Source organism: Pseudomonas sp. Cab53, from assembly GCF_018325965.1.
GTDB classification, from domain to species: domain Bacteria; phylum Pseudomonadota; class Gammaproteobacteria; order Pseudomonadales; family Pseudomonadaceae; genus Aquipseudomonas; species Aquipseudomonas chlororaphis_E.
Genome location: NZ_AP021902.1, coordinates 1,468,115 through 1,480,919, shown reverse-complemented (window position 1 = coordinate 1,480,919; position 12,805 = coordinate 1,468,115). Strand labels below are relative to the sequence as shown.

Below are 12,805 nucleotides of genomic sequence, written 5' to 3'. Positions count from 1 at the left end.
TTCAACTCAGATGTCGAACATCAGACCGCCATCGCGAGCAAGCTCGTTCCCACCGTTGTATCTGGGTGTTCAGGCTAGCCTCGCCGATCCAACAGGTTCACCACCAACCGGTCCACCCATCCCCACAGCCGCTGCTTGAACCGCTTCCACAGCGGTCGGCGCCGCCAGGCGTCGAGGCTGACTTGCAGGCTCTGGCTGAAATCGCGCTCGAAACTCGCCGCCACCGCCTGGCTGAGCCCGGGGTCCAGGGCTTCGAGGTTGGCTTCCAGGTTGAAGCGCAGGTTCCAGTGATCGAAGTTACACGAGCCGATGCTGACCCAGTCGTCCACCAGCACCATCTTCAGGTGCAGGAAACAGGGCTGGTACTCAAAGATCTTCACCCCGGCCTTGAGCAATCGCGGGTAGTAACGGTGCCCGGCGTAGCGCACGGAGGGGTGGTCGGTGCGCGGGCCGGTCAACAGCAGGCGCACGTCGATACCCCGGGCCGCTGCCTTGCGCAGGGAGCGCCGGACGTTCCACGTCGGCAGGAAATACGGGGTCGCCATCCAGATGCGTTTCTGGCCGCTGTTCAGCGCCCGGGACAATGATTGCAGGATGTCGCGGTGCTGGCGGGCGTCGGCATACGCCACCCGCCCCATGCCCTCGCCCGCCGGCGGAACACGTGGCAGGCGCGGCAAGCCGAAGTTGGAAGCCGGCTTCCAGGCGCGCCGATGACGGTTGGCGAGCCACTGGCGGTCAAACAGCAACTGCCAGTCGAGCACCAGCGGGCCGACGATTTCCACCATCACCTCGTGCCATTCGCTGCGATCATCCAGGGGGTTCCAGAATTCATCGGTCACGCCGGTGCCGCCCACCACTGCCAAGCGCTGGTCCACCAGCAACAACTTGCGGTGGTCACGGTAGAAATTGCGCACCCAACGCCGCCAGCTCAGGCGGTTGTAGAAACGCAGCTCCACCCCGGCTTCGACCAGGCGATTGCGCAGGCTGAGGGTAAACGCCAGGCTGCCGTAGTCGTCGAACAGGCACCGCACGCGAACACCGCGCTCGGCCGCCTGCACCAGGGCCTGGACCATCGCCTCGGCACAGTGCCCCGCTTCCACCAGGTACAGTTCCAGCTCGACCTGTTCCTGGGCGCGGGCGATTTCCACCAGCATGCGCGGGAAGAATTGCGGCCCGTCGATCAGCAGCTCGAAGCGGTTGCCGTCACGCCAGGGGAAGACCGGGCCGCTCATGTCAGCGCGCCGTAAAGATCAGCACCGCATTGACCGGCACCGAGAGGCTGATGGCCGACAACCCGGCCAGATGGCGCAGTTTTTCCAGGCCCGGCGCCAGTTCGAAATCCGCGGCGTCGAGTACCACCGGCTCCAGGGTCACCACCTGGAAGCGGCGTTCATCCAGGCGAGTGGCCAGCAGCTCGACGTTGTACTCATGCTGCTTGCCATGCAAGTCCACCGTCAGCGGCAGGCGCAGTTCCAGTTGCGCGCCGTTGGCCAGGTCCTGGATGGGTGCCAGGTCGATCTGCGCGGTGGCCGTCGCTTCGGCAAACTGCTTGACCTCGAACAGCTCGGCGCGCATGCGCTCGTCCCGCAGGGGGATGCCGCTGTTGATGGAGTCGAGTTCCACTTCCAGGCGCGCCAGCCCATTGGGCTGGACTTGACCATGAAGCACCAGGAACCGCTGGACCTCGGAGACATTGCCGTTCTTGCTGCTGATGAACGACAGCCGCGACGATTCACCGTCCAGGTACCAGTTGGCCTGGGCCGGCAGCGCGGCGCAGGCCAGTAGCAAGGTAGCGACGGCGTGGGAGAGAGACCGCTTGAACATACACACTCGGCAGACAGATAAACCTGTGGCGAACCTTAACCGGGCCAGGGCCGCTTGCAAACTGTCTGTTGCAACAGTGAACCGGCTATCCACACATTCCGTGGCGAGGGAGCTTGCTCCCGCTGGGCTGCGAGGCAGCCCCAAGATTACGACCGACTGAAGAATTTGCGAGCGCTGCACACTCGAGCGCAAGCAAGTTCCCTCGCCACAAAAGGCAATCGCCAAAGTCAGCTTTCAGGGCTCCAACCGACACCCCTGCCGCTCTCCCAGCCACCGCGCGCTGTGGCTACGACCCAAGCCGCTGACGGTGACGCGTTTGGCCTCGGGGGTTTCCAGGAATGCGCTGATGGGCACCGACTGTTTCACATAGCCACGGCAATAGTCGGCCGGTTGCAGCATCACGTAGCGGCACGAGCAGTACTCCTTGGCGGTGTAGGCGCTGATGATGTCCGGAAAGACCCGCAGCGCCGTTCGCTCGCGCCAGAGCCAACTGGCCAGCGCCACGAACAGAACCGCCAACAGCACGAGCAGCCAGCGCCGCTTCATGGCTGCACCGTTTCGGCGAACGCCGCCATCGCACGCTTGAGCAGTTCGTTGTGGCGATACAAGCCGTCGCGGTCGTCGCCGTAGCGCACGATTACCAACTTCACGCTGGGAATGACGTACAACGCCTGGCCCCAATGGCCCAGCGCGGCGAACGTATCCGGCGGCGCATCGGGCCAAGGATGGATGGCCGGGTCGGCGGCGCGATTGAGCCACCAATGGCCTCCGGGAACCGCTTCATCCTGGCCGGCCTGGAAGTGGACGAAGGGCTCGCGGTTGAACGCGACCCAGGCCTTGGGGATCAGTTGCCGCTCACCCCAGCGTCCGTCGCGCTGCATCAACAGCCCCACCCGCGCCAGGTCCCGTGCCGTGAGGTAGGCATAGGACGAACCGACGAACGTGCCACTGGTATCGCTTTCCCAAGTGGCGCGGCGAATGCCCAGCGGTTCGAACAGGGCCGTCCAGGGGTAATCGGGATAACGCTGCGGCCCGACGATGTTCCTCAGCGCCGCCGCCAGCAGGTTGCTGTCGCCGCTGGAGTAACGGAACGCCTGACCCGGTGGGCTGTAGCGCTCATGCCGTGCGGTGAACGCCGCCATGTCGTGGCGTCCGCGGGTGTACAGCATCGCCACCACCGACGAATTGAGCGGCGCGTATTCGTAGTCCTCCTGCCAGTCCAGGCCGGACGCCCAGTGGAACAGATCCGCCAGGGTCATCGTCGGCTGCTGGTCCAGGGCCGGGTAATACCGGGCGGCCGGGTCCTGCAGATCGAACAACCGCTCCCCGTAGGCCACGCCGAACAGCGTCGCCAGCAGGCTTTTGCTGATGGACCAGGTCAGGTGCAAGGTGTCGGCGCTGTTCGGCCCGGCGTAACGTTCGTAGACCAGGCGACCGTCGCGGATCACCAGCAGCGCGTCGGTACGGATGCCTTGGCGGGTGGCGTCGTCCCGAGCCGGGAAAGCGTATTGCTCCAGGGCTTCAACCGCCGGCCCACTGGTTGCAGGGCCGGTGGGCCATTGCTCGCCAGGCCAGTCTTCGGCGTGGGCGCTCAGGGTGAGCAGCAGGAGCGGGATCAGCAACCAGCCTTTGGACATGCGTGGGGCTCGCAGGATTGAACCTGCTGATCCTAATCGAGCTTGATGACAGTTTGAGTGCCGGGGTGGGAGGTGGGAGCGAGCTTGGTCGCGAAAGCGGCGTGTCTGTCATGAAGAGGCTGAATGTGCCGCCGTCTTCGCGGGCAAGCCCGCTCCCACAGAGTCAGGTGGTGCATGCAAAGGCGGCGTACACGCCAAATCCCGGGTGGGAGCTTGCTCGCCCTCACAGGGGTGGGTCACTTAGCCGTGCTGCCCAACGCCTTGGCCAACCGCTTGGCCCGCGCGCCCGCCGCCATGTCCATCACGGCGTTATCCCGCGTCCACATCTCGCGCCAGGGCGTCGGCCCGGCGGCCAGTGCGGCATTCAATTCCCCCTCCAGCCCCTGGAACTGAGCGAACAAGCCACCCAGCAGTACATGCCCGGCAGCGCTGGAAGGGTTGTGCCGGCTCACTTCCGCGCACCCGGCGAGCAGTGCCAGCAAGCGCAGTTGCAGCGCCTGGGGCCAGTCGCACTCTTGCCCCACGCCATACAGCCAGGCGGTCATGGCGCTGAGTACGTAAAGGTCTTCCAGGGTGCGGAACGGTTTCACATAGGCATCCCAGCCATCGCCCGCGAGCAATTCACACGAGGCGCCGTCGAGGTGTACGCGGCCATGGCTGATGTCGGGCATCAGGGCGATGGCCGGGAGTGTCTCCAGGTTCACCCCGGGCTCGCCGGGGTAGACCACCGCCAGGCTCAGCCGCGGCGTTTGCCCCGGTGCTTCGCTGCGAGCGGCGATGAGCAGCCACTCGGCGGCGTCGCCGGCGGTGACGAAGTCCTTGCGCCCGCTCAGGCGCAAGTCGTCGAGGCGGGTGTGCAGGTCGGCCGGGCGCAGGCTGCGCTGCTCGGTGGCACACAGCGCGCCCAGGCCCTGGGGCGCACTGGGCCAGAGCACGCGCAACGCCGCCTGATAGCCCACCAGGAACGCCAGCCCCGGCGTCGCCATCAACCGTGCGCCGGCCACCGCCAGTTCGAACGGCGTCACCGGCCCCAATCGCTGCTGCAAGGTCGCGTAACCCTCGGCCAGGTCCGGGTGGGCGGGCAGGCGTTCACTGCGTTCGATCAGGTTTTGCCAGGGCATGGGCGGCTCCTCGAAGGCTGTCATATAAGCATCACCAAAGCTTCATGGCGATGACACCGGGGCTACATAGCCTGACTTTGCACAACATGGCTGCATAAAGAAAGTTGATTGGCTGCAACCTTAAGACGGCCAGCACGGAGATTCGCTATGACCCAGATCGCCCGCATCAGCGACACCGGCAATGAACGCCGCCTGCAAGCCGAACGCCTGATCGGCGCCCAGGCCTTGCAAGAAGCCCAGGCCCTGCGCTTCAACGTCTTCAGTGGCGAATTCAACGCCAAGCTCAAAGGCGCGGAAATGGGTCTGGACATGGACGACTATGATGTTCACTGCGCCCACATCGGCGTACGCGACCTGAACACCGGCCGCCTCGTGGCGACCACCCGCCTGCTCGACCACCAGGCCGCCAGCAGCCTGGGCCGGTTCTACAGCGAAGAAGAATTCAGTCTCCATGGCCTGGTCCACCTCAAGGGCCCGATCCTGGAAATCGGCCGCACCTGCGTCGACCCGGCCTACCGCAACGGCGGCACCATCGCCGTGCTCTGGGGGGAGCTGGCCGAAGTTTTGAACGAAGGCGGCTACAGCTACCTGATGGGCTGCGCGAGCATTCCGATGCAAGATGGCGGCATCCAGGCCCAGGCAATCATGCAGCGCCTGCGCGAACGCTACCTGTGCACCGAACACTTGCAGGCCGTACCAAAAAAACCGCTGCCGACCCTCGACGTGCCGTCCAACGTCATCGCCGAGATGCCCCCGCTGCTGAAGGCCTACATGCGCCTGGGTGCGAAAATCTGCGGCGAGCCTTGCTGGGACGAGGATTTCCAAGTGGCCGACGTGTTCATCCTGCTCAAGCGCGACGAACTCTGCCCGCGCTACGCCCGCCACTTCAAGGCAGCCGTGTGATGAGCCGGTTGCGCGTGTACGCGCGGATCGCGCGGGTGTTGCTGGTGGTGACACTGGGCCTTTGCATGGCGAGCATTTTCGGCCTGTTCGAACGCCTGGGGATTGCCAACTCCATGGTGCGGCGCCAGCGTTGGTCGCGTTTTTTCATGGCACGGCTGAGCAATGCCCTGCCCTTTTCCGTCACCGTCCACGGTCAACTGCCGCAACGGCCGATGCTTTGGGTCAGCAACCACGTGTCCTGGACCGACATCCCGCTGCTGGGCATGCTCACGCCGCTGTCGTTCCTGTCCAAGGCCGAAGTGCGTACCTGGCCGGTCGCCGGATGGCTGGCCGCCAAGGCCGGTAGCCTGTTCATCCGTCGCGGCTCGGGCGACAGCCAGTTGATCCGCAAGCAAATGAGCCGTCATCTGGAACAGGACCACCCGCTGCTGATGTTTCCGGAGGGCACCACCACCGATGGCCGTTCGTTGCGCACCTTCCATGGTCGCTTGCTGTCGGCGGCCATCGATGCGGACGTGGCGTTGCAGCCGGTGGCGATCCGTTACCTGCGCAATGGCGAGCCTGATTCGCTGGCGCCGTTCATTGGCGACGACGACCTGTTGTCGCACCTGATGCGGTTGTTCGCCAACGACCGGGGCGACGTGCACATCCATCTGCTGCAACCCATCGCCTGCCACGGCCAGGAGCGTGCGGCCCTGGCGTTCCAGGCGCAGCAAGCGGTGCACAAGGCGTTGTTCGGCGCCGTGCCCGAAAAGCAGTCAGTGCCAATGCGCCCCGCCATCGCGGCCTGATCCGAATCGCTGTACAGATCCCATGTGGGAGCGGGCTTGCTCGCGAAGACGGCAGTACACTCAACACAGAGGTTGACTGATCCACCGCCTTCGCGAGCAAGCCCGCTCCCACATTTAGTTATTCGGTGTGACCTGGCTCTGGGCAAAGTCCTGAAGCTGTGGATAAAACAACCGGAAATCCTCGCTCAACGGCTCATAGAGCCTGGTCAGCTCCTCCATCGCCCCGGCCAGTTCCTCGGGGCGGGTCAGGCGTCGGGAAATACCGCGCAGTACCTGCTCGAGTACGTCGAACGCCTGATAAGAACCCAGCCAATCATTCGCCGCCATGTGTGGCGCAATCTGCGCCAGCCGCCCCGGCAACTGCGGTTCGGTAGAAAGCACCTGGTACACCCGTGACGTGAACGCCCCCAGCGGCCCCTCGCCGTACGACGCCCAGTCCCGGGCCAGGCAGTGATCGAAGAACACGTCGAGCACGATGCCGGCATAGCGTCGGCGCACCGTGGAAAAACGCGACAGGGCGCCATCCACCAGCGGATGGCGGTCGGTGTACATGTCGATGCGCCGGTGCAGCGCAATGGCCGCTTCGATCTGCGGCGTGTACTGGCCCTGCAGCGGTCCCTTGACGAAGTCGCCGTAGAGGCTGCCGAGCAGTTGTTCGCGGCCCGAGCCGCCGAGGTGCAGGTGTGCGAGATAGTTCATGGTCGGCAGCTTAGCACCGTCGCGCCCATATCGTTATAACCCGATATAGCGATTTATTCGGTCTTCAGAACAAATACATATTGGTATATCGCGAAGCAACGATTTAAGGTTCGCTTCATCGCGATATAGCGTTTTATCCACTTGAGCCCATTACGAACCGCCACCATGACCCTCGACCTCGACGAAATAATAAAAGCCCTGGCGCACCCAGTACGGCGAGACATCCTCAACTGGCTAAAAGACCCCAAGGTCCAGTTCCCCGAGCAGTTGCACAACCACGAATTCGGTATCTGCGCCGGCCAGATCGACCAGCGCTGCGGCCTCTCGCAGTCCACGGTGTCGGCGCACCTGGCGGTGTTGCAACGGGCGGGGCTGATTACCAGCCAGAAGGTCGGTCAGTGGCATTTCTTCAAGCGCAACGAGGAACTGATCCAGCAGTTCCTCCAGCAAATGAGCCAAGAGCTCTGACCTGACAAGGACCCCGACATGCCCCTCTCGCTCCTCATCCTGGCCCTGAGTGCCTTCGCCATCGGCACCACCGAGTTCGTCATCATGGGCCTGCTGCCCGATGTGGCGGCCGACCTGGGTGTCTCGATACCTGGCGCCGGCTGGCTGGTGACCGGCTACGCCCTGGGCGTGGCCATTGGTGCGCCGTTCATGGCCCTCGCCACCGCACGGCTGCCACGCAAGGCCGCCCTCGTGGCGCTAATGGGCATTTTCATCATCGGCAACCTGCTCTGCGCCATCGCCAGCGACTACAACGTGCTGATGTTCGCCCGGGTCATCACTGCCCTGTGCCACGGCGCGTTCTTCGGCATCGGCTCGGTGGTGGCCGCCGGCCTGGTGGCGCCCAACAAACGCGCCTCGGCCGTCGCGTTGATGTTCACCGGCCTGACCCTGGCCAACGTGCTGGGCGTGCCCCTGGGCACCGCGCTGGGCCAGGAAGCCGGCTGGCGTTCGACGTTCTGGGCGGTGACCGCCATCGGTGTGGTGGCATTGATCGGCCTGGTGCGTTTCCTGCCGGCCAAGCGCGATGAAGAAAAGCTCGACATGCGCTCGGAACTGGTCGCCCTCAAGGGAGCCGGCCTGTGGTTGTCCCTGAGCATGACCGCGTTGTTTTCCGCCTCGGTGTTCACCCTGTTCACCTACGTCGCGCCGCTGCTGGGAGAGGTCACCGGCGTATCGCCCCGTGGCGTGACCTGGACCCTGGTGCTGATCGGCCTGGGCCTGACCCTGGGCAACATCATCGGCGGCAAGCTGGCGGACAAGAGCCTGGTGAACACACTGATGGGCGTCTTCATCACCATGGCCGTGGTGTCGACGGTGCTGAGCTGGACCAGCGTCGCGCTGATCCCCACCGAGATCACGCTGTTCCTCTGGGCCACCGCCTGCTTCGCCGCCGTGCCCGCCTTGCAAGTCAATGTGGTGACCTTCGGCAAGGCCGCGCCGAACCTGGTTTCCACCCTGAACATCGGCGCCTTCAACATCGGCAACGCCCTGGGCGCCTGGGTTGGCGGCAGCGTCATCGACCACGGCCTGGGCCTGACCACCGTTCCACTGGCCGCCGGCGCGCTCGCCGTGCTGGCGCTGCTGGTCACCCTGATCACTTTCCGCCAGGGCGCTAACCCCGACCTGGCTCCGGCAACGCGTTGACTTTTACCCTTTCCATTTCGAGGTTGTAATCCATGGCAACTATTTTCGACCCTATCAAACTCGGCGACATCGAGCTGAAGAACCGCATCATCATGGCCCCGCTCACCCGCTGCCGCGCCGACGCAGGCCGCGTCCCCAATGCACTGATGGCCGAGTACTACGTACAACGGGCCTCCGCCGGCCTGATCCTCAGCGAAGCGACCTCCGTCACGCCGATGGGCGTGGGTTACCCGGACACTCCCGGCATCTGGTCCAACGACCAGGTGCGTGGCTGGGCCAACGTGACCAAGGCCATCCACGGCGCCGGCGGCAAGATCTTCCTGCAACTGTGGCACGTCGGCCGGATCTCCCACCCGTCGTACCTGAACGGCGAAACCCCGGTAGCCCCCAGCGCCATCCAACCCAAGGGCCATGTGAGCCTGGTGCGCCCACTGGCGGACTACCCGACGCCACGCGCCCTGGAAACCGCTGAGATCGCCGACATCGTCGACGCCTACCGCGTGGGTGCCGAGAACGCCAAGGCCGCCGGTTTCGACGGTGTGGAAATCCATGGTGCCAACGGCTACCTGCTCGACCAGTTCCTGCAAAGCAGCACCAACCAGCGCACCGACCAATACGGCGGCTCCCTGGAAAACCGTGCCCGCCTGCTGCTGGAAGTGACCGATGCCGCCATCGAAGTCTGGGGCGCCGGACGGGTTGGCGTGCACCTGGCACCTCGGGCCGACTCCCATGACATGGGCGACGAAAACCGCCTGGAAACCTTCAGCTACGTCGCTCGCGAGTTGGGCAAGCGCGGCATCGCCTTCATCTGCTCCCGCGAGAAGGAAGGCGACGACAGCATCGGCCCGCAACTCAAGCAAGCCTTCGGCGGCCCCTACATTGCCAACGAACGCTTCACCAAGGACAGCGCCAATGCCTGGCTGGCCGAAGGCAAGGCCGATGCGGTCGCGTTTGGGGTCCCGTTCATTGCCAACCCGGACCTGCCGGCACGCTTGAAAGCCGACGCCCCGCTGAACGAGCCGCACCCTGAAACCTTCTACGGAAAAGGCCCGGTGGGCTACATTGATTACCCTGTGATGTAAGTTCAAAAACACTTGATTGAAAAAAAGCCCTGACTCGAAAGAGCCGGGGCTTTTTCATGCCCGCAAAACGCCAAGTGTGATTCAAGCAACTTGAGCCGCAACATCAAATAACAAGACGACACTTTTCAAGCATGGCTTCACTCGCCGGACAGCGCTAATAATTCCTCCCGCACACATCACTCATTTAACCAACGGACGGGTTACTTGCACATGACGACAATTCTTTATTAACAACCTTATCACTACCAACCCAACACACTCCGCTTGCAGGCCATCCCGGCAAGCCTTACACCTATGCGAGATGAAGGACCATGAATACGCTGAAAAGCTTCACACTTGCCTTACTGCTGGGCCCCGCGCTGGTTACCCACAGTCTGGCGAACACCGAAGTGACCGTGGAGATTGCCAACCACACCCGCGGCACCTTGAAAATGAACAGCCTGTTAACCGACCCACCCCAGGCCGAGGAATTTTCCCCGGGCGCCCATGAGATCGCCCCCCAATCAACTTACCAACTTCGTATCGGCCACATCAGAAACTACACTTACCCCGGTGCAGGCTGGCAACCGACATTAAAGAAAATCAAGCCGATTGAAATAGTCCTCAACTATGAAATGAGCAACTTCAACTTCGAATGCCAAATGCAGACGCGATTCAAGGCCTCGATCGTTCCGGGCGCCTTGGAACCCAGTTATAAGCCGGACTGGAAGAGCAGGACCACTTACACCGGCAATGGCGAATACACGTGCCGGTCTGATGTTTCTCGGAAGATGCTCGAGCCGCCCTTCCATTACACCGTACGCCTCATCGTCGAACCCGGTCGGTAACAGGCCGGAGGGAGCAGGCGTTGTACATGGACACGTCATCATTGCCCGGCATGATGACGTCACGGGCCTGGGGGCCGGCGCAGTACCGGTGATCCTGAAACAAATCCCCTACAAATTTTGTTCACGATCGCCTATCAACCACGACGGCATTCAGTTTATAAAAGCGGCTTCGACCACTTGGGATGAAACAAACCGAAGCAATTCCGCATTTTGTTTCATTTGCGCAGGCTAGGGCTCAGGCGCAGCATGTCCAGCCCAATCTCGACCCAACGCTCGGCATCACCTGCCAGGGCGAAGCTGTCGGGCGCCAACAGCCATTGGTACAGAATGCCGTCGATGTAAGCGTGGATTGCGACCGCCGCTCTCTCCGGATCCAGGTCATCCGGCAACTGGCCGCGATTCACCGCGTTGCGCAGCGACAACGCGATACGCACGTTGCAGTCCAGGCTGACCTGGCGCCGCTGCTGGCGCAGGTCGCACATCTCATCGGTGAATTCACACTTATGGAACAGGATTTCATTAATGCGTCGGGTCTTCGGATCCAGGGCCACCTGCTGGAACAGGCGCACCAACAGCTTGCGTACGCAACCTAGGGGATCAAGCTCTTGCTCACTCTCACTGGCCCGGGCCAAGTCATCGAGAGGCTCATGCAACGTATCGAGCATCGCCTGGAGCAAGTCCGCCTTGTTGCTGAAATGCCAATAGATGGCGCCGCGTGTCACACCGGCCAGGGTGGCGATATCGGCCAGCGTCGTGCGGGCGACGCCGCGTTCGAAAAAGGCTTTCTCGGCCGCTTCGAGTATCTGGCTGCGAGTCTCCAGGGCTTCCTCTTTGGTACGACGAACCATGGCAGTAAACACCTCAATCAGGACGCATCAGCAGTGCTAAAGGATCGACTATAAAAAAGGGGCCACGTTTCCTTGGAACGCGTCCCCGACCTACACAGCCTTTGTCAGGCTTTTGTAAAGTCGGATGGTACGCAATTTGGCTGTTTACAAACAACCATGTACGTAAGTATATTTCTTAGCATCCTACTAATTGAATAACGCTGCCTTTTTAACCTTCCACTTTCGAGTGCGCCTGTTGCGCGCCTGGACCCGAGGATTTCCATGCAATTCAAGCCAGCTGTTACCGCTCTGGTTACCGCCATCGCCCTGGCATCGCTGCTCAGCGGATGCAAGAAGGAAGAAGCGGCACCTCCTGCCCCTATCCCTCAGGTCGGCGTCGTAACCCTCAAGACCCAACCCTTCACCCTGACATCGGAGCTGCCAGGCCGCACCAGCGCCTTCCGCGTCGCGGAAGTTCGCCCGCAGGTCAACGGCATCATTCTCAAGCGCCTGTTCAAGGAAGGCGCCGACGTCAAGGCCGGCCAGCAGCTCTACCAGATCGATCCGGCCGTGTATGAGGCAACCCTCAAGAGCGCCGAAGCCAACCTGCGCTCCACCAAGTCGATCGCCGACCGCTACAAGCAATTGGTGGACGAACAGGCCGTCAGCCGCCAGGAATACGACACCGCCGTGGCCAATCGCCTGGAGTCGGAAGCCAACCTGCAGACCGCCCAGATCAACGTGCGCTACACCAAGGTCTACGCGCCGATCTCCGGGCGCATCGGCCGTTCCTCGGTCACCGAGGGGGCGCTGGTGAGCAACGGCCAGGCCGACGCGCTGGCGACCATCCAGCAACTGGACCCGATCTATGTCGACGTTACCCAGAGCTCGGTGGAACTGCTGCAACTGCGCCGCGAGCTGGAAAGCGGCCGCTTGCAGAAGGCCGGCGACAACGCCGCCGCGGTCAAGCTGACCCTGGAAGACGGCAGCCAGTATCCACACGAGGGTAAGCTGGAGTTCTCCGAAGTGTCGGTCGACCAGACCACCGGCTCGGTGACCTTGCGCGCCGTGTTCCCCAACCCTGACCACACCCTGCTGCCGGGCATGTTCGTCCACGCGCAGTTGCAGGCCGGTGTGAACAGCGCCGCGATCCTCGCCCCGCAACAAGGCGTGACGCGCGACCTCAAGGGCACGCCAACCGCATTGGTGGTGGGCCCGGACAACAAGGTCGAGCTGCGCCAGCTCAAGGCCACCCGCACCGTCGGCAGCCAGTGGCTGATCGAAGACGGCCTCAAGGCCGGCGATCGCCTGATCACCGAAGGCCTGCAATTCATACGGCCAGGGGTGGAAGTCAAGGTCGCCGAAGCCACCAACGTCGCCAACAAGAACCCGGCCCCCGCTCAGGCAGCTGATAAAGCAGCCGGCGGCAAAGGGGAGTAAA

At 63.1% G+C, this 12,805-nt stretch carries 14 protein-coding genes; 7 read left to right on the top strand and 7 right to left on the bottom strand.

Going from position 1 to position 12,805, the window contains the following annotated elements; translation table 11 throughout:
* Positions 1-74 precede the first annotated feature (74 nt).
* From KI241_RS06475 to KI241_RS06455, 5 genes are all read right to left on the bottom strand, one after another.
* Positions 75-1,232, bottom strand: a complete 1,158-nt coding sequence (locus KI241_RS06475; protein WP_047738495.1) for a phosphatidylserine/phosphatidylglycerophosphate/cardiolipin synthase family protein — start codon at positions 1,230-1,232, stop codon at positions 75-77.
* 1 nt (position 1,233) lies between these two features.
* A complete protein-coding gene (locus tag KI241_RS06470; protein WP_042731085.1) occupies positions 1,234-1,824 on the bottom strand; it encodes a YceI family protein in 591 nt (196 codons plus the stop codon).
* A 234-nt stretch (positions 1,825-2,058) separates the two neighbouring features.
* Positions 2,059-2,370 carry a hypothetical protein gene (locus KI241_RS06465; RefSeq protein WP_047738494.1) on the bottom strand — a complete coding sequence of 104 codons (312 nt, stop codon included), beginning with the start codon at positions 2,368-2,370 and terminating at the stop codon, positions 2,059-2,061.
* Entirely contained in the window at positions 2,367-3,461 is a 1,095-nt protein-coding gene (locus KI241_RS06460; RefSeq protein WP_212803477.1) for a serine hydrolase, read from the bottom strand. Before KI241_RS06460 ends, KI241_RS06465 begins: the two co-directional genes overlap by 4 nt.
* 236 nt (positions 3,462-3,697) lie before the next feature.
* Positions 3,698-4,582, bottom strand: coding sequence for an acyl-CoA dehydrogenase (locus KI241_RS06455; protein ID WP_212803476.1), 885 nt, complete (start codon positions 4,580-4,582; stop codon positions 3,698-3,700).
* A 147-nt stretch (positions 4,583-4,729) separates the two neighbouring features.
* Here KI241_RS06455 and olsB point away from each other — a divergent pair, with 147 nt between their 5' ends.
* Complete coding sequence (gene olsB, locus KI241_RS06450; RefSeq protein WP_003198679.1) at positions 4,730-5,485, top strand: L-ornithine N(alpha)-acyltransferase; 756 nt, start codon at positions 4,730-4,732, stop codon at positions 5,483-5,485.
* Entirely contained in the window at positions 5,485-6,276 is a 792-nt protein-coding gene (locus KI241_RS06445) for a lysophospholipid acyltransferase family protein (protein ID WP_042730871.1), read from the top strand. The genes olsB and KI241_RS06445 overlap by 1 nt, the downstream gene beginning before the upstream one ends.
* Before the next feature lie 114 nt (positions 6,277-6,390).
* Here the strand turns inward: KI241_RS06445 and KI241_RS06440 are convergent, their stop codons facing one another.
* Positions 6,391-6,975 carry an ACP phosphodiesterase gene (locus KI241_RS06440; protein WP_042730870.1) on the bottom strand — a complete coding sequence of 195 codons (585 nt, stop codon included), beginning with the start codon at positions 6,973-6,975 and terminating at the stop codon, positions 6,391-6,393.
* A 165-nt stretch (positions 6,976-7,140) separates the two neighbouring features.
* Here KI241_RS06440 and KI241_RS06435 point away from each other — a divergent pair, with 165 nt between their 5' ends.
* From KI241_RS06435 to KI241_RS06420, 4 genes are all read left to right on the top strand, one after another.
* Positions 7,141-7,443, top strand: a complete 303-nt coding sequence (locus KI241_RS06435) for a metalloregulator ArsR/SmtB family transcription factor (RefSeq protein WP_042730869.1) — start codon at positions 7,141-7,143, stop codon at positions 7,441-7,443.
* An 18-nt stretch (positions 7,444-7,461) separates the two neighbouring features.
* Entirely contained in the window at positions 7,462-8,628 is a 1,167-nt protein-coding gene (locus KI241_RS06430) for an MFS transporter (RefSeq protein ID WP_042730868.1), read from the top strand.
* Between the two features lie 32 nt (positions 8,629-8,660).
* On the top strand, positions 8,661-9,710 hold the full coding sequence (locus KI241_RS06425; protein ID WP_042730867.1) for an alkene reductase: 1,050 nt from the start codon (positions 8,661-8,663) through the stop codon (positions 9,708-9,710).
* Between the two features lie 311 nt (positions 9,711-10,021).
* The gene (locus tag KI241_RS06420; protein ID WP_042730866.1) at positions 10,022-10,537 is read left to right on the top strand and encodes a hypothetical protein; all 516 of its coding nucleotides are present in this window, start codon (positions 10,022-10,024) and stop codon (positions 10,535-10,537) included.
* 215 nt (positions 10,538-10,752) lie between these two features.
* On the opposite strand, the gene KI241_RS06415 is transcribed toward KI241_RS06420, so the two are convergent.
* The gene (locus KI241_RS06415) at positions 10,753-11,385 is read right to left on the bottom strand and encodes a TetR family transcriptional regulator (protein WP_042730865.1); all 633 of its coding nucleotides are present in this window, start codon (positions 11,383-11,385) and stop codon (positions 10,753-10,755) included.
* A gap of 261 nt (positions 11,386-11,646) precedes the next feature.
* Here KI241_RS06415 and KI241_RS06410 point away from each other — a divergent pair, with 261 nt between their 5' ends.
* Complete coding sequence (locus KI241_RS06410) at positions 11,647-12,804, top strand: efflux RND transporter periplasmic adaptor subunit (RefSeq protein ID WP_042730864.1); 1,158 nt, start codon at positions 11,647-11,649, stop codon at positions 12,802-12,804.
* Position 12,805: the final 1 nt, after the last annotated feature.